The organism is Alteromonas sp. S167 (assembly GCF_036864375.1).
Classification (GTDB): domain Bacteria; phylum Pseudomonadota; class Gammaproteobacteria; order Enterobacterales; family Alteromonadaceae; genus Alteromonas.
In genome coordinates, this window is the sequence record NZ_JAZETR010000001.1 from 610825 (window position 1) to 633471 (window position 22647).

21 protein-coding genes are annotated in these 22647 nt (G+C 44.1%); 9 read left to right on the forward strand and 12 right to left on the reverse strand.

All coding sequences use genetic code 11. The features are described 5' to 3' along the window. Positions 1–8: 8 nt before the first annotated feature. The 5 genes from V7R35_RS02595 to V7R35_RS02615 all read right to left on the reverse strand — a co-directional run bounded on the left by V7R35_RS02595 (position 9) and on the right by V7R35_RS02615 (position 5903). Positions 9–1157 (reverse strand): efflux RND transporter periplasmic adaptor subunit, encoded by a 1149-nt coding sequence (locus V7R35_RS02595; RefSeq protein ID WP_334013117.1) that lies wholly within the window; start codon positions 1155–1157, stop codon positions 9–11. A gap of 176 nt (positions 1158–1333) precedes the next feature. Next, positions 1334–2323 carry a GGDEF domain-containing protein gene (locus V7R35_RS02600; protein WP_334013118.1) on the reverse strand — a complete coding sequence of 330 codons (990 nt, stop codon included), beginning with the start codon at positions 2321–2323 and terminating at the stop codon, positions 1334–1336. 116 nt (positions 2324–2439) lie between these two features. Beyond that, positions 2440–3057, reverse strand: a complete 618-nt coding sequence (locus V7R35_RS02605) for a PqiC family protein (protein WP_334013120.1) — start codon at positions 3055–3057, stop codon at positions 2440–2442. Between the two features lie 54 nt (positions 3058–3111). Next, on the reverse strand, positions 3112–4764 hold the full coding sequence (gene pqiB, locus V7R35_RS02610; protein ID WP_334013121.1) for an intermembrane transport protein PqiB: 1653 nt from the start codon (positions 4762–4764) through the stop codon (positions 3112–3114). Further along, positions 4761–5903 carry a paraquat-inducible protein A gene (locus V7R35_RS02615; protein ID WP_334013122.1) on the reverse strand — a complete coding sequence of 381 codons (1143 nt, stop codon included), beginning with the start codon at positions 5901–5903 and terminating at the stop codon, positions 4761–4763. Before V7R35_RS02615 ends, pqiB begins: the two co-directional genes overlap by 4 nt. Before the next feature lie 158 nt (positions 5904–6061). On the opposite strand from V7R35_RS02615, the gene V7R35_RS02620 reads away from it, so the two are divergent. After that, on the forward strand, positions 6062–7243 hold the full coding sequence (locus tag V7R35_RS02620; protein ID WP_334013123.1) for a hypothetical protein: 1182 nt from the start codon (positions 6062–6064) through the stop codon (positions 7241–7243). A 3-nt stretch (positions 7244–7246) separates the two neighbouring features. On the opposite strand, the gene V7R35_RS02625 is transcribed toward V7R35_RS02620, so the two are convergent. Together V7R35_RS02625 and asnS are read right to left on the reverse strand one after the other, a co-directional pair. Further along, positions 7247–8191 carry an alpha/beta fold hydrolase gene (locus V7R35_RS02625; RefSeq protein WP_334013125.1) on the reverse strand — a complete coding sequence of 315 codons (945 nt, stop codon included), beginning with the start codon at positions 8189–8191 and terminating at the stop codon, positions 7247–7249. 112 nt (positions 8192–8303) lie between these two features. Further along, positions 8304–9701 carry an asparagine--tRNA ligase gene (asnS, locus tag V7R35_RS02630; RefSeq protein ID WP_334013127.1) on the reverse strand — a complete coding sequence of 466 codons (1398 nt, stop codon included), beginning with the start codon at positions 9699–9701 and terminating at the stop codon, positions 8304–8306. Between the two features lie 287 nt (positions 9702–9988). Between asnS and V7R35_RS02635 the strand changes: the two genes are divergently transcribed. Then, positions 9989–10474: a hypothetical protein gene (locus V7R35_RS02635; protein ID WP_334013128.1), complete on the forward strand. Its 486-nt coding sequence runs from the start codon at positions 9989–9991 to the stop codon at positions 10472–10474. A 73-nt stretch (positions 10475–10547) separates the two neighbouring features. Here the strand turns inward: V7R35_RS02635 and V7R35_RS02640 are convergent, their stop codons facing one another. Beyond that, complete coding sequence (locus V7R35_RS02640) at positions 10548–11516, reverse strand: calcium/sodium antiporter (protein WP_334013130.1); 969 nt, start codon at positions 11514–11516, stop codon at positions 10548–10550. Between the two features lie 253 nt (positions 11517–11769). Here V7R35_RS02640 and V7R35_RS02645 point away from each other — a divergent pair, with 253 nt between their 5' ends. Further along, positions 11770–13257, forward strand: coding sequence for a RimK family protein (locus V7R35_RS02645; RefSeq protein ID WP_334013131.1), 1488 nt, complete (start codon positions 11770–11772; stop codon positions 13255–13257). Then, a complete protein-coding gene (locus V7R35_RS02650; protein ID WP_334013132.1) occupies positions 13254–14417 on the forward strand; it encodes a GNAT family N-acetyltransferase/peptidase C39 family protein in 1164 nt (387 codons plus the stop codon). The genes V7R35_RS02645 and V7R35_RS02650 overlap by 4 nt, the downstream gene beginning before the upstream one ends. A 100-nt stretch (positions 14418–14517) precedes the next feature. On the opposite strand, the gene V7R35_RS02655 is transcribed toward V7R35_RS02650, so the two are convergent. The 3 genes from V7R35_RS02655 to bioA all read right to left on the reverse strand — a co-directional run bounded on the left by V7R35_RS02655 (position 14518) and on the right by bioA (position 17136). After that, positions 14518–14793 (reverse strand): hypothetical protein, encoded by a 276-nt coding sequence (locus V7R35_RS02655; RefSeq protein WP_334013133.1) that lies wholly within the window; start codon positions 14791–14793, stop codon positions 14518–14520. A 408-nt stretch (positions 14794–15201) separates the two neighbouring features. After that, positions 15202–15723, reverse strand: coding sequence for a DUF2937 family protein (locus V7R35_RS02660; protein WP_334013134.1), 522 nt, complete (start codon positions 15721–15723; stop codon positions 15202–15204). Between the two features lie 147 nt (positions 15724–15870). Beyond that, a complete protein-coding gene (gene bioA / locus V7R35_RS02665) occupies positions 15871–17136 on the reverse strand; it encodes an adenosylmethionine--8-amino-7-oxononanoate transaminase (RefSeq protein WP_334013135.1) in 1266 nt (421 codons plus the stop codon). Positions 17137–17245: 109 nt separating this feature from the next. On the opposite strand from bioA, the gene bioB reads away from it, so the two are divergent. Genes bioB through bioD form a run of 4 tightly spaced genes read left to right on the forward strand, consistent with a single transcriptional unit; the run spans position 17246 to position 21282 of the window. Continuing rightward, the gene (bioB, locus tag V7R35_RS02670) at positions 17246–18373 is read left to right on the forward strand and encodes a biotin synthase BioB (protein WP_334013136.1); all 1128 of its coding nucleotides are present in this window, start codon (positions 17246–17248) and stop codon (positions 18371–18373) included. Further along, complete coding sequence (locus V7R35_RS02675; protein ID WP_334013137.1) at positions 18373–19683, forward strand: aminotransferase class I/II-fold pyridoxal phosphate-dependent enzyme; 1311 nt, start codon at positions 18373–18375, stop codon at positions 19681–19683. Before bioB ends, V7R35_RS02675 begins: the two co-directional genes overlap by 1 nt. Further along, entirely contained in the window at positions 19684–20571 is an 888-nt protein-coding gene (locus V7R35_RS02680; RefSeq protein WP_334013139.1) for a methyltransferase domain-containing protein, read from the forward strand. A gap of 21 nt (positions 20572–20592) precedes the next feature. Next, positions 20593–21282, forward strand: a complete 690-nt coding sequence (bioD, locus tag V7R35_RS02685) for a dethiobiotin synthase (protein ID WP_334013141.1) — start codon at positions 20593–20595, stop codon at positions 21280–21282. A gap of 23 nt (positions 21283–21305) precedes the next feature. On the opposite strand, the gene pepE is transcribed toward bioD, so the two are convergent. Next, entirely contained in the window at positions 21306–22037 is a 732-nt protein-coding gene (gene pepE / locus V7R35_RS02690) for a dipeptidase PepE (RefSeq protein WP_334013143.1), read from the reverse strand. Positions 22038–22142: 105 nt separating this feature from the next. Here pepE and V7R35_RS02695 point away from each other — a divergent pair, with 105 nt between their 5' ends. Continuing rightward, complete coding sequence (locus V7R35_RS02695; RefSeq protein WP_334013145.1) at positions 22143–22610, forward strand: low molecular weight protein-tyrosine-phosphatase; 468 nt, start codon at positions 22143–22145, stop codon at positions 22608–22610. The last annotated feature ends 37 nt before the right edge of the window (positions 22611–22647 follow it).

The window sequence follows — 22647 nt, forward strand, 5'->3', positions numbered from 1 at the left end:
ACAGTTCCTTAGTCTGCTTTCGCTGTCACAAGATCAGAAGTGTTTTTAATCACTTTTACCGCCATCCCATTTTGCGGATACTCAGGTAGTGACATAACCACTTTATTAGGGTTGAACGACCCTTGAATTAGGAAGTCGCCGTTTTCTTCACGTACAACTTTCACCTTTTGTGACTTTAACTTGTTGTCATCGTCAAGTGTCCATAGCAAACGATTGTTTACCAACTCTTGAGGAACGCGGTAAACATCGTTCAGTGTTTTACCTTCAAAAGAAATCGTGCTGTATGAGCCAAATTTAATCACTGGCTTGTTTGAATGAATGGCGTAGGGGTCTTCAACGCGAGCCACGAAATAGCTCATACGGGTATTGTTGTCTATAACACCGGTGTCACGGTGAATAGTGCCTTTCACCTTAGCACCAGCCACATCATCTATTTCAATAGCAATTTCACTACCAATAGTGTTGTCGGCAAGAAACATTTTGTCGAAACCAGCAATAGGGAAGGTAATTTCTGCATATTCAATATTGTTTAGCACAGCAACCGCGGTACCTTGCGAAACGTAGTCGCCTGTACTGATATTACGCGAGACTACCAAAGCGTCGTAAGGTGCTTTTACTTGGCAGTTCTCTAAGTCGCGTTTGGCAATCTTAAGCTGTGCTTCTGCAGATTTAACACCAGCCTGTGCGCTCATTACTTGAGGTTTTCTTAAGTAAAGATCAGTTACTCTGGCGTTAGGCATGGTTTTGGCTTCTTTTGCCGCCACATCGGCTTGGGCTTGTTCTTGAATTAGCTGAGCTTGAGCGCTGGCTAAGTTTGCCTCTGCTAGCAGTAGTGCCGCCTCGTAGGCGTCTGGTTCAATTGAGAAAAGCACTTCGCCTCTTCGAATTAAGCCACCGCTTACAAATTTAGGGTTCCAGCTTTGTACTTCACCTGAGACCTGAGCAGCCAAATTGGTTGTTTCAAGTGGCGTAATTTCACCATAAGAGGTTAATTGAACGCGAATATCCTCAGGTGAAATCGATTCAACAGTAACTGTAGGGCGAGTGTCTACTTCGTCCGTTATGGCGGAATCGTCAGCAGATGCCTCAATACCTTTCATACCCAAGTAGCCCAATAGCAAAACGCCGATTGGAAGCGCAACTTTCATCCATTTCATAACTGCTTCAACTTTAGTCGTAATATCTGTACATAGTGTAGCGCTAAAGTGTTTCAGAGATACAGTCCAAATGTAACTAAAGATGAGTCAATTTTGTGTAAAGGTGAATAAGCGTGATGAATTGTTATGTTTTTGAGATAAACAGAGCAAATAGAAATGGAAATGAGCGAAAAAAGTTAGGTAAGTGACGATGCACTACACACTTTGTTTCTTCCTGTGTCTTTCGCGTGATAAAGCGCTTTGTCGGCTTGCTTAACCGCGTGTGATAGGGTCATTCCTTGATTTACTTCACACACGCCAAAACTGCTTGTTACTTCAAGTTTTTCACCATTAATGACTAGTGGGTTGGTATTTAAGCAGTTGCGAATTTTTTCAAGCGCTTTAACGGCATTTTCCTCATTGGCGCCTACAAGGATGAACAGGAATTCTTCGCCACCCCATCTAGCAAGAATGTCTTCGCTGCGAAGTTTCGATAAAAACGCTTTTGAAATTTGTCTAAGTACCTCGTCTCCATGCTCATGGCCTAGGGTGTCGTTAATATTCTTAAAGCGATCGATATCGGCAATGGCGATGGCAAAAGGCTGTTTGTTGCGAAGAAAGCGCGCATATTCATGTTCAAGATATTCCTGCCCACCTCGGCGATTGAGTAATTGCGTTAAGTGGTCGTGTTTTGCTTGTCTTTCAAATTGTTCTTTTAAGTAAAGTGCGGTGTCATAACTTTTCTGGCGGCTAAATTCATAAAAAGCAGACAAGAAAGATACAGTTAGAAAAGAGTACAGAAGACGTGTTTTAAAAGCGTAAGAATACTGTGTTAATAGCAACATATCGTTATATGTAAACATGATTAATGCGCATACTACGGTATAAGCAATTAGGGCAAGCAGACCGCGTACGAAGCCCGCAAAAAACATGGTTACCGGTGGTACAAGGTAAATCCATAAGGGGCCTGTGTTGTCTTTGCCGCCAGTAATGATAAGCAAAAGGGTTAATATCATTAGGCATGATATAAGTAAGCTTATAGAGGTTGTTCGTGCTTCTTTTGTGGGGACTCGTACTTGCAAACGTTGAGACACAGCAAAAACTACACTGGCGACCAATAGGGTTATAGCAAGCCCCATTTCATTGGCAAACAAAGCACGAAAACCCAGAACAAAAGTTATACTCATGCCCACTGCAGCAAACAGATTTACTACAATTATTCGTCGATTAGTCTCGTCTTTGTAGTGGCAGTTAACTCCACTTAAAGCGTAGTTTTTAAAATTACTTATCATTGTGCAGGTGGTTACATTGTTTCTTTTATTTGTTCGCTTAACTGGTTAAGTGTGGCGCGCATCGCCTTAATACTTGCTTCAAAGCCATCATGGTTGATGGGGGCTTTAAACATAAATGATTGATGCATTGCCTCAGAGTCAGCAGCGGTAATAACATACTCACCGCTTAAAATAACCTCTCCGCCATATGTGCTCACGAAGTCGTTTATTAAAATGCTTATTCTATGGTTAGCTGCAGGCACTGAACCTCTTGCGTAATCGGCTTGCTTAAGCAGTTTAACGCCTTTTGAGGAAAGCGCGCTACGCAGTACTTTCACTATGCCTTCTTCGACCGGTTCAGCCCATAAATGCGTTGTTGATATGTGAATATTGGTTTCACTTATCTGATATACGAGACCGCGCTGTTTTAAATATTCAGGTATCACTAATTTATCTATTGTTAGCAGGGCAGGCGTTTTATTGGCTTGAGCGTTAACACTGTGGGTTGCTGATGTTGAATGCAACAAATAGTAATTAAGTGATGACGAAGAGCTTGAACATCCACCCATAAATAAAACTAATACGCACAAGAAACCAGCCAGTCGCCATCCGCCTACTTTACTGTCGAATTTGCTCATTGTTACGTTCATTTTTTAATCCATTTTGGTCTCTGTGCTGCCATTTGAAGGCAGCGCAGACTATCGTTAATCTTTTTTCGCTTTCGGTTGAATGTCAATTTCATCGCCTGGCGAAAAAATCAAACTATTGGGCGTTTGATTCAGTTTCAATAGTAAAGGCTGAATGCTGCGCATAGTTTCTTGCAAAGTATCAACGGTTTCTTTAATTTCAGATTGATTGAAACCGCCTTCACTGTAATTTTTCAATAGGCCATCAAGACTAACTAGCACCTGATTAAGGTTACTGTTAAGCGCTTTTGCATCTATCTCTTCAATCAGTAAGTCAAAATCGCTGCTGGCGGTTTCAACCGACTCTGCCGCAAGCTTCATATCTTCCACAGCGAGTTGTACATTTTCCACCATCTCTTTTAGTGGAAGCTGGTTAATCTTATCTAAAATGGCGTCCGCTTTTTGAGTGAGCTGCGTAAACTCGTTGCTAACAGTTGGAATAACCTCGTAGCCATTTATTACCTGTATCATTCCTTGGCTGTCTTCATCAGGGAAGTGCTGAAGATCAACAAATAGGCCACCAGTAAGCACGTTACCCATACGCAGCGAAGCACGCAGATCGCGCGCTAACCAATTTCGTATGGTTTGTTGTATAGCGTTCAGCCCTTCTTGGGTATCTGGCTGTCGCGCTTTTCCTGGGTAAATGTTAATCAGTACTGGAATGGGGTAGTCGCGCTCAAGCACGTTGCCCTCTACTGCCGCAAATGAGTTGATGGCAGTCACATAACCAATTTCTATACCGCGATATTCAACCGGTGCACCAACGGTAAGACCGCGTACACTTTCATCTATAAGTAAAAGGTATTCAGCGGCCACTTTAAAGCGGGCATCCGACGCCGCGGCACTATCTTTGTAGATAGTGAATTCAGCGTTCTCAGTAACCAGTTCACCTTTAGGCACGTCTTCTGGAATACCAAATGTAATGCCGTTTGCCAACAGGGTTTCAAGGCTTCCTGTTTCAACAGTAACGCCGCTAGATTCCAGCAGAAGTTTAACGCCGCTCACATCCCAAAACCGCGTATTGTAGGTAATAAGCTTGTGGTAGGGCGCTTCTATGAATGCGTCGTAATAAACAATTCGCTCGTCAATATCAAAGGTGGCGTCTTCAAATTCACCTACTTTAAACCCTTTATAAATAATTGGGTCGCCAGGCTTATACGCGAATTCATCATCGCTTTTAAGCATCACATGAAGGCCAGGTGTGCCCTGAGGTGTGACAGGCGGACGTTCCAAAGCAGTAAACTGCAATTGTTCTTTGCCCTCATCTTGTGCTGACATTGCAATGTAGCTGCCTGACAACAGCGTGTTAAGCCCTGATACCTCTGAAAAGCTAATTCGGGGCGCAACTACCCAAAATTCCGCATGCTCATTCAATAAATGCTCTGCGCTGGCATCGATGCGCGCGGTAACCAATACACCAGTCAAATCGGGCTTAAGTGTGATTTTCTTTACTTGCCCAATGTCTAGATCGCGTATTTTGATTGGCGTTTTGTTTACTTCTATACCGGTGGCCGATTGTAGCTCTATCGTAATTAAGGGGCCCTGATTCTTCCATTGGTAGTACACCATCCAGCCGCCTACTAACACCACCAAAATGGGAATTAGCCAAATACGTGATACAGACGAAGTGGGCTTTACGTTAGCTTCAATTGACTTTGTGTCGTCGGTCATTTTTCTTGCTTCCACTGCTGCCAAATAAGTCGCGAGTCAAATGTCATCGCGGCAATCATTGTTACAAAAACTACGGCACAAAAGGCAATAGCTGCCTGGCCGGGGTGAATAGATAGCGTGCTTCCCATTTGAATAAGTGCCACTAGTACAGCTACCACAAAAACATCAATCATAGACCATCTGCCAATGGCCTCGGTAATACGATAATACTTTATGCGAAGCTGTTTTGAATTGGTTTTCTGCTGCTGAACTGAGTAATTCAACCAACAAAGAATAACTATTTTAGCTACTGGAACCACTACACTGGCCACCAATATCACTATTGCAACTGGGTATGAGCCTGTTTGCCAAAGGCTTATAACGCCGCCAATAATGGTGTTTGGCGTTTGTTGGCCAAACAGTTCCGTGTGCATAATGGGCAGCACGTTCGCAGGAATGTACAAAATACATGCTGTTAGCAATAAGGCCCAGGTGCGCTGAATGCTTACATGGGCTCGTTGTTTACTTAACTGCTTGGGTTGTGGTGGCACGCCTTCGGCTAACCACATTGCGCATTTTGTCGTATCAAACTGCGCAATACATAGCGCGGTGAAAGCAGAAAACCCAATAAACGCATAAAACGAAAGGCCGATAGCTACATCAGCAAGTTCAGTCACTTTGATAAGGCTAACCAATGTTCCGACCAGAAAAATCTCTGCCATACTCCACGGCATTAGCGTGGTTACCATCTGTAAAATACGCGGAAGATATGATGGACGGTGATTGCGATACTGTGCCAACGACAACCATAATATTCCCATTAAAACCATTCCCGGTAGTAGGATGGTGGCTAACCCCGTAATAATGGCAAGCGACAAATAATCTTGTTGAATAAGCACAGCAATGCCTGATGGTAAGTCGATGCTATGCTTTTGGCCACTGGCTTTAAAGGTGAGGAAGTTAAACGACAGTGAAAGCAGCAGTAACACAATGGCGCTGAACGAATAAGCAATCATGTTTTCGCTCGAATTGTTTCGGTGTGAAACCAACGTGTGATTGCAAACGGGGCAAACCGCGCGCTGTCGATGTGCTAAAGAAGGGATATGTGCAGACGTATGGCACTGTTCGCAAACAAGCGTTAAGTTTTCAGAATGCGTCATAAAAATTCGTGTGCCACTTGTTCAACGTGTAATATCCAAGGTATAACTTGTTGATTTTAAGACTTTACAGCATAGCGCATTGTTGGCGTGTCGGGAAGTAAAGCGCGCCAAGCACTAGAACATACAAAAGAAAAACGAGCATTAAAGCGAATTTGATTATGGAAATAACAAACGGTATACGTACTCTTTACCTTAGTGGTAAAAACCAGGGAAGGCGCTTTGTATCAAAAAAGAGCGTAGGTGTGGTTCGATTTTGGCGAAGTCTTAACTTCGCACAGCGTTGCTATTTTTCTGCCACTTGCTTGTTTGCACTTTGGCTGTATTTTGATATCAACAGTGCAGCGTTCGAACTGTTGATGTTTAGCTTTGTGCTGGTTGGTGTGTTCAAAGAGACATGGCCGAAATTTATGTTGGTGTGGAATAGTTTGCCCGGGAAAGCTGCTATTTTATTTGTTTACGCTGTTATCGCAAATTTCGCGCTTGCATCGGCGAGCGGCATGGTTAATGACGTTACAGGTGTATCAGCTTCAGCTTTGCCCTACAGTCACAATTTCGCCCTAATTTTGATGTTGCCGAGTTGGTTTTTTCTTACTTCTACACTCCTTTTATTTAGTGCGATCATACTCACGCCTTTATACCTCCTTGTTTTGCTTCTGCTCAAGCCTATTGGCATAAAGCGGGTTTGGCATCCGCCTGAATATCGGTTCGTTTTCACCACAGCTTTCGTTCGATACATCCTTACTTGGGGAGTTTTCTTAAAGTTAATCGTTATCGCATTGCAGTTAGGTATTGTTGAGCCTGTAGCGGATAGTGACGAAGGAGAGGTTGTAACTATTGATTATGCTGCAGGAAAGTTGGCAACAGAGATCTTGCGAAGTGAAGAGGGGGAAGTGGCGGCTCTTAATAAACAGGCATCTACTGCGCCTGTACTTGAAAGAGAGCCCAATAACTCGTCACAGCAAAATGCTATTACAAAAGCTCAAGCGTTAGCCAATGTAACAGATACTTCAAAACAAGATGAAGTGAGGCAAACCATAAAACAAATAAACGCTGACGCTAATGAACTCAACAATGAGCTTGACGATGTTTTAAGAGACGCCGCTGAAAAAAGTAAATCTTTCCGGCGCATGCAGCGTGTAGCGTTGGCGCACTTTATTTTCGAGTATGAAGCGGATGCGCGCTCCCGTTGTGCGCATACTGAAAGCAGTAGAGTTATAGAGCTTAACGACTATGAAATACTTCAGGTTACGCAAAATAAAGACGAAACCAATGAAATCGGCTTCGATTATCAGGTGCTCGCATGTAAATCTGCTGCAATTGGCTTAGGTGAGAACAAATAAATTTTATTCGTTAATAAAATCAAGTACCGGTGAAACTGTTATTTGCGGTGCCTCTTCGTGAGGCACGTGGCCAAGTTCATCGAAAATAATGAGGGAACTGTTAGGGATATCTTTTTCGAATCGCTTGCCCAGTTTTAGCGGAATTAGTTTATCTTTTGCTCCCCACAATATGAGTGTGGGTATTGTTAATTTAGGCAGTGATTTGCGAAGCTCACCAGGCTGTGTTTGCTCAAAACGCTCTTTTATCGCGGCGCGATTACCTTCGCGAAGCGTTAGCTCATAGTACCTATCTACTAAGTAATCAGTCACTAAAGCAGGGTTACCAAAAACGTTCTCTACACTGCTTCTGATAACAAATTTAGGAATAAAATTCTTAAGTAATAACTTTGCAAGTTTATTTTGTGAAAGTTTAAATGCAATAGGTACAGACTCCGCTTCGTAAGGGTAGCCAGAAGCGTCCACTAGTACTAACTTTGACACTCTGTTGGGATAACGTACGGCAGTTGCCCAGGCAATGTAACCGCCCAGGGAATTACCGGCAATAATGGCTTCTGAAACACCTAGACTGTCGAGTATCCCTACCACATAGTTTGTGTATTGTTCTATTGTGTAGTTGTTGTCAGGTTCTGGGCCGGTAAGGCCAAATCCAGGCAGATCAAAACGAATAACTCTGCGCTCATTTTTTAACTCAGAAACCCAGCCATCCCAGGTGTGTAGTGATGCACCAGTGCCATGGATGAGAACAATTGGTACAGCCGAATTATTGGCACCTTCATCACTAACATGCACACGAAGCCCGTTAACATCAACAAATGTAGACGTCTTGTACATCCACTTGGAGGCTAACTGCTCAACTGGAATATCATCTACTGAATGCATTTTTACAAATAAGTAACCGCCTGCCATTAGAACAATTAGCGTGCCTACAATAATTTTAAAAATCTTCATTATTTTACTTTTAGATTTATTACTAACGTTAGAGATACTTTTTTGTCAAAGTTACAAAAAATCCGCGAACAGCAAAACTGGACGCGGATTTCTTAATACGTCAACAAACGCTTTAGAAGCTCGCGTTGCCAGGTGTACGTGGGAACGGAATTACGTCACGTACGTTTTGCATACCGGTTACGTATGCAACAAGACGCTCGAAACCTAGACCGAAACCTGAGTGAGGCACGGTGCCATAACGGCGTAAGTCGCGATACCACGCGTAGTCTTCTTTCGATAAGCCCATTTCTTCAAGGCGAGCGTCGAATACATCAAGACGTTCTTCACGCTGAGAACCACCGATGATTTCACCAATGCCCGGTGCAAGTACGTCCATTGCAGCAACCGTTTTACCGTCGTCGTTAATGCGCATGTAGAACGCTTTAATATCTTTCGGGTAGTTCTGCATGATAATTGGCGCGCCAACGTGCTCTTCGGCTAAGTAGCGCTCGTGTTCAGACGATAAATCGATACCCCATTCAACAGGGAATTCGAATTCTTTACCGCAGTTTTGCAGAATCTCGATAGCGTCTGTGTAGTCCATGCGCACGAAATCAGAGCTGACTAACTTTTCTAAACGCTCAATTGCGTCTTTCTTAATACGCTGAGCAAAGAACGCCATGTCGTCTGGTAGCTCTTCGAGTACCGCTTTACACACATATTTCAGCATGTCTTCAGCAAGTTGCGCTACGTCTTTCAATTCAGCAAATGCTACTTCGGGCTCAATCATCCAGAATTCTGCCAAGTGGCGAGATGTGTTTGAGTTCTCGGCACGGAACGTAGGGCCAAACGTATATACTTTCGACATCGCAGTACAGTATGTTTCAACGTTTAGCTGACCAGATACTGTTAGGTAAGTCTCTTTTCCAAAGAAATCTTCAGAGTAGTCAACGTTGCCTTTGTCATCACGAGGAATGTTCATCATATCTAATGTAGATACGCGGAACATTTCACCTGCACCCTCTGTATCACTTGCCGTTAAAATAGGCGTTGAGATCCAGAAGTAACCCTTCTCGTGGAAGAAGCGGTGGATAGCCTGAGACAAACAGTTACGTACACGTGTAACCGCACCGATAACGTTAGTGCGAGGGCGAAGGTGTGCGTACTCACGAAGATATTCAATGCTGTGGCGCTTTGCGGCCATTGGGTAAGTGTCTGGGTTTTCTACCATGCCCAGCACTTCCACTTCAGTTGCATCAATTTCAAGCGACTGACCTTGGCCTTGCGACTCTTTCACTGTGCCTGTTACAGACAGTGAGCAACCTGCCGTTAAGCGCTGTATATCAGCATAATTAGACAAAGAATTAAGCGCAATTACCTGAACAGGATCGAAGCAGCTACCGTCATGTAGCGCTATAAATGATAACCCGGCTTTAGAATCTCGGCGTGTTCTTACCCAACCTTTTACGGTTACCGATTCGCCAACGGCGTACTTACCCTTAAGTACGTCAACTACGGGCGCATGCGTCATGTTAATTTCTCCGTCTTACAAATTTTATTGTTGTTGCTGGTATTGAGACATATTCAACAACAAAGTGCAAAATGCACGAAACTGTTTTTTTAAATCAAGGTTTTTAAATTGTGCTGCCGATAACTAAACACATAATGAGTGTGGCATTTTTTTGCGTTTACGGCTTAGACCGTTCGGTACATAATCGAGTACGATGATATGGTGATGCAAAAATAAACAAAGGGCACAATTTACTAGCACGCTAGTATACTCAACCGTAAGCGGGATGCCAGAGAACAGAGTGACAAATGGGAAATAAAAATAGTTCAACGTCAGAAAATGAAGCTGAAGCATCATCTACGAATAGTGATGCAGCCAAAAATAGCAGGGCCAGCACAGGTAATACTGACGAGATAATCACTTATGAAAAGCTGGCTGAGCGTCGTTCGGTAGATCGCGCACAAACGCCATTCTTTCGCATAATGATAGGCGTAAACATACTTGCATGGATAAGTATGGTTGTAGTGTTAGTGTTGTTTCACTATGCCAGACCTGAACTAATCACTGGGCTTCAAGAATATTGGGGCATTGAAGGGGATACATCATGGTCTGAAGAGCACTTATCAGCAATGACGATAATGCTGCAGGTGTGCGTGGTACTAAGCTTAATCAGTATAGTGATGCGGGCAAAAAGAAACAGACGCAAGACTGATAGCTTTGGCGTTAATTTGTTTATATTGATTGCCATTGCAGTAATAAGCTTAATTACACTGGTAACGACGTTAGGCCTTTAACAAGCGCGTGCATGAAGCAGCACACGCTTTTAAATACAAAGATGCTTTTTCGGAAAAGGCGAAACGTGTAGCGTTATATAAACGCTACTTGAATAAGCCAATAGGTATAAGCTGCATAGGCCAGCACAAACGCACCACCTTCTAAACGGTTTAAGCGGCCCTGACGTTTTATACCAATACAGAAAATGAATAATGCAACCGTTGACGCTAGCATTACAACTACATCTCGATATAGGAAGTCGGCCGACACCGCCATAGGCTGAATAGTACCGGCAATGCCCACAACCGCCAGCGTATTAAACATATTTGAGCCAATAACATTACCGATTGCTAAATCGTGCTCGCCTTTTTTCACTGCTACCAATGATGATGCTAGTTCTGGAAGCGATGTACCTATGGCAATGACGGTAAGCCCAATAATAGTATCGCTTACACCAAAATATGTGGCTACTTCAACTGCACCCCATACCAGCATGCGTGAGCTTGCCACTAAAAGCAGTAACCCTGTGATAAGCCAAACAACATGGGTTTTTACCGTACTTGCATTGGCGTTTATTTCATCGCTGTAATCGCCAGCCAGGTCGTCACTGTCACCTTTCATGCCGTGGTAAATGCTCCACGATATCAATAATACAAATAGTCCTAGCAGTGAAAATGCATCGTCTTTCGATACGTTTTGGTCGAGCACCTGCCATGCAGCAAAAAACGTGATGCCCAATAAAACTGGAAGTTCTTTCTTAATAATATTCGACTTAACGGCGATAGGGCTTATTACTGCCGTCAAACCCAAAATAAGTAGGATGTTTGCTACGTTAGAACCGTAGGCGTTACCTAAGGCAATACCAGAGTTTCCTTGAATAGCAGCAAAAATTGAAACGATGATTTCGGGAGCAGATGTTCCAAAACCAATAATAAGCATACCAATGAGAAGAGGAGACATTCCAAAGTGATTGGCAACAGAGGCAGCACCACCAACAAATTTATCTGCACTCCATAATAAAATGGGTAGACCAATCAAAATAGCCAAAGTGGCCAATAGCATACTTACTCCTTAACACATTTCTTACTGGCGTTTTTTGTATTGAAGTAACGCATATTTCTTGAGTACTCAAGTACATTGCAACCGCCATAAAACTCATAACTTTTTGTTGTCTTAACGATGAAAAAAAGCCGTGCTGATATTGCTATGCAAATGAATACATAGGCGTAAACTCAGCACACATTTTCCAGTGGCGAAATATTGAAGTCGCCACTATTTATTGTAACCGACAACTCACTTTTTAGAAGCGAATTACATGCACAATACACTGATTGTTACAGATGATGTTACTCCTTTTTGTAACACCGCTTTAACCGTGCTGACTTTTCAAGAATACCTTGCTGACTTTCCGAAGCTGAACGAGCCGAAAACTCGCGTTATAAACTTATGCGACACATCGCGCTATTTAAGTGAAGGTTACTACTGTTCTTTGCTGGCGCAAGCAAGAAGTCACCTAGTGTTACCTACAGTCAATACTATTAACGACTTACGCGTGGCCGAAGAGAAAAGTATCGACCGCATGGTGTTTTCGTTGTCGGTACAGCAAGACAATGCAGAAGTATTGAGCGAGCCTTTGTTAGTGCTATTCGGTGAAGTGAAAGATCAGCGTTTTAAGCGTTTAGCGCGCCAAGCGTTTGAAAAATATCCTTGCCCAATATTGATAGTGACGCCATCGGTTACCCACACCAAAGTGTTGACCAAAGCGTCGGGTAAAGTGCAGGTTGAAGGTGTTGCAACTGTACAAGTAAAAGCGTTCAAAGATCTTGCTGAAAAACAGCAAACACGGTTTATTGAGCAGCTAGAAATACATACTAAAAAACAATGGCGTGCTAGTAAAGCAAGTAAGCGTACGCGTTGGGATATGGCGATATTGGTAAACCCAGAAGAATCTACGCCGCCTAGCGACGAAAAGGCCATTAAACACTTTGTGAAAGCTGCTGATAAAGCGGGCTTTCGTGCCGATGTAGTCAGCCGTTTGTCGGCAGAAGAGCTTGGTCATTACGATGCACTTTTCATTCGTGAAACCACTGCTATCGACCATCACACGTACCGCTTGGCACGCGCCGCTGAGCGTGAAGGCATTGTGGTTATGGATGATACGCAGTCTATTTTGCGCTGCTGCAACAAAGTGTTTTTGCAAGACGCCTTCGCGTATCAAAAGGTGCCTGCACCGAAAGCTACATTTGTTTCAAGTGCAACGGATGAAGTGTGTGACAAGTTGATAAACGACTTTGGATTACCGCTTGTGTTAAAGCTACCAGAGAGCTCATTCTCGCGTGGCGTGCACAAAGCTGAAAACAAAGAAACGTTGAAAGCAAGGCTAACGCAAATGCTTGCTGAGTCGGCCTTAGTATTGGTTCAAGAGTATATCTTTACCGAGTTCGACTGGCGCATTGGTGTATTGGGTGGCAAACCTATTTACGCATGTCAGTATTTTATGGTGAGAAACCACTGGCAAATATACAACCATCAGGGTGACAGGTTTTCATCGGGTGGTTTTACCACAATGCCTACGTTTGAAGTGCCTAAACCCGTGCTTCAAGCTGCTATTAAAGCGGCAAAAGTGGTTGGCGATGGCCTGTATGGTGTTGATATTAAACAGCAAGGCAATGCCGTTTACGTTATTGAAGTAAACGACAACCCGAGTATTGATTCGGGTGTGGAAGACAAATATTTAGGCAAGGCCCTGTACGAATTAATTATGCAGGAATTTGCTAATCGACTGGAGCAAAGAGGGCGATGATTTCATTGCGCGCTGCCACAACAAGCGATTTTGCGGCGTTACAGCATATTGAGAAAACCTGTTTTACAACCGACAGGCTAAGTAAATCACGTTTCAAATTTTATGTAGAAGCGCAACATGCTGAATTAGTTGTTGCAGAAAGAATTTTGGCTGCAAACGACGAAGCTAGCCAAGGGAATGACAACCAAGACGCTAATCTACAATCGCCTCTTCAGCAGCAAATAGTAGGCTACGGTTTACTATTACTGCGAAGAGGAACGCAGTTAACACGTTTGTATTCTATTGCAGTGTTACCAGAAGCGCGCGGGTTAGGTGTTGCCGAACAACTTATTAACAGCTTGGGGGAGCGGGCGCTTTCGCGGGGAAAGCGGTTTATGCGCCTAGAAGTGGCCGAGTGGAATACGGGGGCCATAGCGCTGTATAAAAAATTAGGTTTCAGCCAATTTGGTATGTATACCGATTATTACGACGACCATACGGATGCATTACGTATGCAAAAGGTATTGTTTAAGAGTAAAACGGCCAAGCCGAGTGTTTATCCTTGGTATCAACAAACCACAGATTTCACGTGCGGGCCATCTGCATTAATGATGGCTTTGTGCGCCCTTGATAGTCGCTTTGAAATGACGCAAGAAAAAGAACTGTCGTTGTGGCGCACGGCTACCACTATTTTTATGATGTCGGGGCATGGTGGCTGCCACCCTGTTGGGCTAGCACTTGCTGCTGCGAATGAAGGTTATCGAGCGCGCGTTGTTATCAATCAAGACGTGCCCTTGTTTATCGACGGCGTGCGCAACGTTGAAAAAAAGGCCATTGTTGAAAAAGTCGAAAGTCAGTTTATGGCACAGGCCCATGAAAAGGGCATTCCTGTAGACATTGTCGACTGGCATACAGACGTCATTGACAATACTTTGAAAGCGGGTGGTACAGTGTTGTGCTTAATTAGCACATACGCATTCGACAAAAAGAAAATACCGCACTGGGTAGCCGTAACGGGTGCAGACACGCACTGCTACTATTTGCACGACCCGGATGCCAGCGAAGGGCAAGTTGTTGAATATCAGCACATTCCCGTAGCGCGGGAAGACTTTTTGCGACTTGCCAGTTACGGTACACGTAAAATTCGCACCCTAGTGCTTTTGCAAAAAGAAATAGTCTGAAGCAAATTCCTTTAAAGAAACAGCTTAAAAGCACCTGCTTAGTAGTACTTCACATCGACTACATCTTGCAATCACACTAGTTCGCTTGAGCGTTCTAGTGTTAAAGCTGGTTTACCGTAACTTTCTTGTTCAGTTTTTTAAGCTTAGAAACTAGTTGAGACAGTTCTTTCACCGAGCCAGAATACGCAATGCGTTTACTCATTTGCTGGCCTTTAACTGCGCTTCTGTACAACCCCTGGCTTTCAAAGCACTGAGTTTGCTTATCGAGTGACTGCCATTCGTCAGCGAGATCGCTTGGAATACAGTGATGTTTTGCACTGATTTTGTCTTTAATTTGCAACACTTTCCCAATTAGTAATTGTGCGTCAGTTGGCATAATATTCACTCCTGTACAACGTTTTTCTGGTATCACTCTGTTTTCATTGGCTTTTTCATAAAAAGAAACTGTGCTATGAAAATGTTGATGCGTTACCTTCTTCGTATCTCATATAGGTATTTGCATCATTAGTGCCAAAGTACGAAAAATAAAGCTAACACAATGAAAACAGGCGTTAATTATCGCTTTACGATAAAAGGTATATATTTTTAGTTGTATAAAAAGTGGACGGTAAAATTTCTAAAACGGGAAATTGCTTAACATTTTCGTCTGATATGTTGTAACCCGTGGTGCGCTAATACACTGCGTTAATATGCCGCCTTGATGAATTGAACTTTAGCATTTTTAAGCATATTCAAGGCTCAGATAAAACAAATAGCACCATTGCGCTATGGCAAGCATGAGCACCTATTTATAAGAAAAACGCTTTGGCTTGCTTTTTATGTGTTTGATTTGGCAATAGCAAAAGTGCGGTGTCCACAGAAGTAGGTTCAACAAAATGGCTGTTACCAAACTGAATACAATAGAAGAAGGGGTAAGCGGAACCGACGGGCGGTAGTTGTCTAAAACCCGTGTTAGCGTGTGGTACTGTGAAGGTGACGCAATAAACGCCAGCTTTTCAAAATAGTGTCCGTGCTCTAACTTTCGAATACCTTGCTCAACCGTAGCCATTTGTGCAAACCGTTCGGCTTTAAGCTTCGCATTTTCACGCACAACGGCTTCGCTATTTTGTTGCAAGCTATCTAGCATAGCGTCTACCGATGTGAAACCATGGTTTTTGGCTATATTGGTAGACGTTGTAATTTCGTCTCTAAGGGCGTCATAGTAGCCGCTTAAATATTGGCGGTAGTGGTCGGCAAGAATAGGGACTTGCAGTGTAATGATAAACAACACTGCGAATAACACCTTATCTAATACTCGTACTACCATCTCTATGCCTCTATGCCTCTATGCCTCTATGCCTCTATGTGTCTACTACCTTTTTGCTTTACCTTCTGTGCCAAGCTTTTGTGCGCCTCTCAGCGCCTTTGTGCAAATTACTTGCTCGTTGGAAGAAAAATACACGACAACAACTGATCATTTTAAAGCAGTATAGATAGCATGTGTTAATTTGCTTAATTGCTCAGCACTTACTATGTAGGGAGGCATAATGTATACCAGCTTTCCGAAAGGTCGTACCCATACGCCATGTTTCACGAAATGGCGCTGTATTTCGGCAACATTCACTGGTTTAACGGTTTCTACTACACCTATAGCCCCTAACACTCTAACGTCGGCTACGCTGGGTAATGATGCACATTTTGCAAGTTCGCTCTGTAATTGTTGCTCAATGGCTGGAATTTGATGCTGCCATGCATTTTCATTAATTAGCGTAAGGCTAGCATTAGCAACAGCACAGGCTAACGGGTTACCCATGTAGGTAGGACCATGCATAAACACGCCCGGTTCGCCTTGGCAAACGCCCAGTGCTACATCTTCAGTACACAGGGTTGCTGCCAGCGTCATGTAGCCGCCGGTAATGGCTTTGCCTAAACACATAATGTCGGGTGAAATTCCTGCGTGTTCGCAGGCAAACAGTTTGCCCGTGCGGCCAAAACCAGTGGCAATTTCATCGCAAATAAGCAGTACATCGTAGCTATCGCAAAGTTGTCGGCAGCGCTTTAAATACTCTGGATGATAAATGCGCATGCCGCCTGCGCCTTGTACTACAGGCTCTAAAATGAGTGCGGCCATTTCATGATGGTGTTTTTCAAATAGCTCTTGCAGCGGCAAAATGTCGTCTTCGCTAAACGTCTGGCCAAAACGCGTTTGAGGTGCGGGAGCAAAAATTTGCTTACTTAACACACCCTCAAACAAGCTGTGCATGCCGTTTACGGGGTCGCACACACTCATGGCGGCGAATGTATCACCGTGATAACCATTACGAGGTGCAACAATTCGCGACTTCTCTGCGCGACCTTGGCAAGCCCAGTATTGAATAGCCATTTTAATGGCAACTTCAACCGACACCGAGCCCGAGTCGGCCAAAAATACGCGCTCTAGCCCTGCAGGCACCATATTCAATAACGTTTTACACACATCAATAGCGGGTTGGTGCGTAATACCGCCAAACATAACGTGAGAAAAGGCTTCAATTTGATCGTGTGCAGCTTTGTTCAGTGCAGGGTTATTGTAGCCGTGAATGGCTGCCCACCAACTCGACATGCCGTCTACCAATACTTCTCCAGTAGCGAGGGTAAGCTCTGCGCCTTTTGCGCCCGTAACTTCGTAACAAGGAAGTGGGTTTACTGCAGAGGTATAAGGGTGCCAAATGTGTTGCTTATCAAATTCTATATTGTTCAAAATTTAACCGTTAGTAAATCTTTTCAAATGGTCAGAGTTGACAACTTTTCAATGACGCATAGACTAAGCCAGCATTCTCATTTAGTAAAGATTAAGTAAGGGACATTTAATGACCACGGCTTCAGCGCAAAATGCGCAAACGACAACACTCCGTAACGATTGGACCAAAGCCGAAGTAGAGGCAATGTTTGCAATGCCCTTTAACGACCTGCTGTTTAACGCGCAGGTTGTTCATAGACAGCACTTCAATCCAAATGAAGTGCAAGTTAGTACATTGTTGTCGATTAAAACCGGCGCTTGCCCTGAAGACTGTAAATACTGCCCACAAAGCGCACGTTACGACACCGGGCTTGAAAAAGAGCGTCTGTTAGAAATAGAAAAAGTTATTCAACGCGCAAAAGAAGCGAAGCAGGTTGGCTCGACACGTTTCTGCATGGGCGCTGCGTGGCGTAATCCGCGCGATCGCGACATGCCTTACATTTTAAAAATGGTTGAAGAGGTGAAAAGCCTAGGCCTTGAAACCTGTATGACACTTGGCATGCTTACTCGCGACCAAGCGGTTGCTTTAAAACAAGCTGGACTTGATTACTACAACCACAACCTTGATACCTCGCCAGAATTTTATGGCGACATTATTACTACGCGTACATACCAAGACCGTTTAAACACGCTAGAAAACGTGCGTGAAGCCGGTATGAATGTATGCTCTGGCGGTATTGTGGGTATGGGCGAAACAGTAAGCGATCGCGCGAGTATGCTGGTGCAGCTTGCTAACTTACCAGAGCAGCCACAAAGCGTACCTATTAACATGTTGGTGAAAGTGAAAGGTACGCCGTTAGATAGCGTTGAAGACTTAGATTACTTTGAGTTTATCCGCACCATCGCGGTGGCGCGTATTATGATGCCGAAGTCTCATGTGCGTTTATCTGCGGGCCGCGAAGCCATGAACGAGCAAATGCAGGCGCTGTGCTTTATGGCAGGTGCTAACTCTATCTTCTACGGTTGTAAGCTACTTACAACGTCTAACCCTGATACTCACGAAGATGTAATGTTGTTCAAGAAGTTAGGCATTAATACCGAACGTACTCGTGACTTTTCTGATGAGGCACACCAGCAGGTATTAGAAGAAGAGATTGCGCAGCAGCAAGAGCAGCAGGCTGACAGTAGCGATTTGTTCTACGATGCGAGCAAGCCTAAAGCAAAAAGCGAAAAAGTAGCAAGCACGTTGGACGCCTAATGGCCTTTGATTGGTTGGAAACAAAACTGACGCAGCGAGCAGAACAGGGCTTGTTGCGTCAGCGTTATTGTCAGCAATACGAAAAAGACAACATTATTTGTATTAATGACAGCCACTATCTAAATTTTTCAAGCAACGACTACCTTGGCATGCGTCAGCATGAAGGTGTATTACAAGCTTGGGTTGAAGGCTTGGCGCAGTTTGGTGGCGGAAGCGGAGCTTCACCATTAGTTACAGGCCATACGCAGGCGCACTTGGCACTTGAGGCGTACATTGCAGATGGGCTAAATCGCGAAGCGGCATTGCTGTTTAATTCGGGTTTTGCAGCCAACCAAGCATTGTGCATGGCACTGTTTTCTCGCCATGCAGGCGTGGCAAAGGTCGACAATGAAAATGTAAGTTCAAGCGCAAAGGGTGCCATTTTTGCCGATAAGCTTATGCACGCATCGTTTTTAGAAGGTGCCATGTGTGTCGGTGTACAGGCGCAGCTGCGTCGTTTCAAACACAACGACGTTAACCATCTTGAAAGTATGCTTGAAAAAAGAAGTTTAAGTACATCGAACGCTGAATATGCCGATACCCTTATAGTGAGTGAGGGCGTATTCAGTATGGACGGTGATGTTGCACCAAGTACAGAAATAGCGGCACTAGCGCAAAAGCATAACGCATGGTTTATGTTAGATGATGCACACGGCATGGGTGTGTTAGGGCAAAACGGCTTTGGCACTGTTGAAGCACACGGCTTAACACAGACGCAAGCTCCCATAGTGATGGGCACATTCGGAAAAGCCATTGGTACCGCAGGCGCATTTATTGCGGGCAGCCAAACCCTTATCGACTTCCTTGTGAATTTTGCTAAACACTATGTGTATTCCACAGCAATGCCGCCTGCACAGGCGGTTGCAACGCTTTATTCTCTGTCCCATATCGCTAACGATGTAACACAGAGAGACAAACTTGCTGAAAATATTGCCTATTTTAGGCAGCGGTTTAATTCTGTTTTTAGTGCAAATGCAGATAGTTATTCGAAAGAAAAAGCGACTGATACAGCAAGCGATAAGCCGCCAATCGCGCTCACACTTGCTGAGTCAAAAAGTGCCATACAACCTATTATTGTTGGCTGCCCAAATCGCGCCGTTGCGCTTAGCGAAGGATTAAAACAGCGCGGTATTTGGGTGTCGGCTATTCGATATCCTACGGTACCTAAAAATCAAGATAGACTGCGCGTAACCTTATCTGCAAATCACACTGCGCAGGATATAGATGTATTGGTTGATGCTATCGCCCTAGCGTATGAGGAGCTTGTGTAAGTGACAGTAATCGCAAACAATGCCTGCTATAAAAGCGCCAATACAGACAGCAGCGTGAATACTGGTACTACTGAACAGTACAGTGTTAAAGCTTGTACGTTGGTTACCAGTGAAGCAAGCGCCAGCGCGATAAATGAGCAGGCAGTCGCTACTCGTTTCTCAAAGGCAGCCGGTCAATACGACAGTATCGCCAATATTCAAAAGCGGATAGCGCAACAGTGCCTTTCATATTTACCTCAAAACCTAAAGGGCAGTGCATTAGATATAGGCTGTGGAACCGGCATGCATACCCATACATTAAGCGTGCGTGGTGCCAACGCCATTGGTGTAGACATTGCGCAAGGTATGTTAGATGTAGCTGCAAATTCATTTAACAATGTGAAGTTTGTAAACGCCAGTGCTCAAGCACTTCCTTTTGAAGCTGATAGTTTTCAAACTGTGTTTTCGTCAATGGCGCTGCAATGGTCAAGCTCGCCAGTACTTGTTGCTGAGCAAATACAACGCGTGCTTTCTAAAAATGGTATAGCCGAGCTGGCTATTATGGTGAGTGGTTCGTTTACAGAACTTCAAAACGCCCGCAAAGTTGCCCAATTGCCTCAGGCAAATACGCCCATGCCAAGCACGTCTGATTGGGTTAGCGCATTTCGAAAATCGTCGCTATCACTGTCGCGAGTGATCACGAAAGATTACGTGGACACACACTCATCGTTAATGCAGCTTCTGCACTCTGTGAAAGGCGTAGGCGCAGGTGAAACGGGCAGCAAACAGCCTTCATTGTCGCGCCGCGATATTAAAAAGTTAGCCATGGCTTATCAGAACACAAGTGGGGTAGACGGTGAGTTACCGCTTACCTACCGCGTGAGCCATTTTAGGCTAGAAAAACGATAGATTTAGGAAATTGAGAAACTGATGAAGCAGTATTTTGTTACAGGGACAGACACTGAAGTGGGTAAGACTTACGTTACCTGTCATTTACTTCGTGCCGCAAGCAAAGCTCAACTTAAATCGGTTGGCTACAAACCCATTGCGGCAGGTTGCGAGTTAATAGACGGCGAATGGGTTAACGAAGACGCGGCGAATATCCAGCAGGCTAGTGGCCTAGCATTGCCAATAAACGAAATTAACCCTATTGCATTGAAACCACCCATTGCACCGCATATCGCAGCGAAAGAAGCTGGTGTGCAACTTACGCAAGCCAGTATTGAAAAAGGGCTAAGTCATTTAGAAAGCTACCAGCCAGACTTTTTGCTAATGGAAGGTGCGGGCGGATGGCGCTTACCGTTATCGATAGGCAATAAAACTACACCTACTCACTATCTTTCAGATGTGGTTAAAGCGTTGAAGATAGACGTGATATTAGTGGTTGGTATGCGTCTTGGCTGCTTAAATCACGCGTTATTAACCGCTGAAGCAATACGTTCAGATGGGCTAACGATAAAAGGGTGGGTAGCTAATGATGTCACAGGAAACATGTCACGTTATCAAGAAAACCTTGCATCACTTTGTGACATGTTACCTGAACCTTTACTGGCTGAAATTCCCTACCAGTCCGAGCCTGCTGCCGACATATTACAACGAGCTATCGAACAGCTATATTAACAGGCTTCGTTAATTAGATTTATTTAAATCAGGTGCGTTAAATCTGCACCTGCGTTTAACGGCTTTTTCTCATCACCTACAAAGATAAAGCCGTCGTGCTCGTCTTTCTTATGCGAACGTCCATCCTCTAGCGTCAGGGTTCCGCCACTAAGCTTTAATGCAGTACCTTCTCTAATTGCTACCACGGGTGTGGTAGGGTTCAGCGTGGTAAACTCAGCTAAGCGTTGATCGCGGGTTTCGCCATTATGCCCAGGTGGCTGATAGTCGGTATAGTGCGGGTTAAGTTGAAACGGCACGATATCAAGCGCATCAAAGCTAGGCGGCTCGATAATAGGCATATCGTTGGTGGTTCTTATTGACTGGCCACAAATATTCGAACCAGCACTCCAGCCTACATAAGGTGTGCCGTCTGCAATAGCATGTTTCATAGGTACTATTAGCGCATTTGAATAAAGGCTTGATAGTAAGTGAAACGTGTTTCCACCGCCTACCACAATGGCTTGATTATTCTTTTTAGCGTTATTAATAGCACTTACCGGATCATCAAACGTATGTAGGCCAGTTACATTGCATTCTGGCAGTGCTGTAGCAACAGCTTCTACATAAGCGTCGTAACTTTGTGTTACTGCAGCGTAGGGTACAAATAGAAGGTCGCGAATGTCACCTAAGTGTGCAAAAATAAGCGCCCTTGCGTGTTCTAGGTAAGGCTCGCTGCCTTGTCGTGAACTGCTAAGCATTAATACGTGTGCGGTCATACAAACTCCACAATTTTTCTGACGGCGTATCATACGTGAAACTAGGCGTAAAGTTTAGTCACGCTCTGTCATAGCGACTTCACATAAAGGTAAATGGGAAAGTAAATGGGACAATCAACGTCGGTTTTATTTGTGTGCTTGGGAAATATCTGTCGTTCTCCAACCGCTGAAGCTGTATTTAAACAAAAAGCCGCTGACGCAGGATTAAAATTAGTCATCGACTCTGCAGGCACCCATGGTTATCACATCGGCAAAGCGCCGGATAAGCGTTCACAAGCAGCAGGCGTAGCGCGAGGTTATAGTTTTAAGGGGCTTAAATGCCGTCGTGTAGATGAAAGTGATTTTGAAAAGTTTGACTACATTCTTGCAATGGACGACAGCAACTTATCGAATTTACGCGGAATGTCGCCTAGTCAATATCAAGACAAAATAAAGCTGTTTCTAGACTTCGCAAGCGTTGAAGATAAAGAAGTTCCCGACCCGTATTATGGCGGAAAGCGCGGTTTTGAGCTTGTATTAGACTTAATTGAAGAAGCGTCAGACGGGCTAATTACGCATATTCAACAATCTTAATAGGAATATAAAAAGGTTGAACCAAGGGAAAAATGTA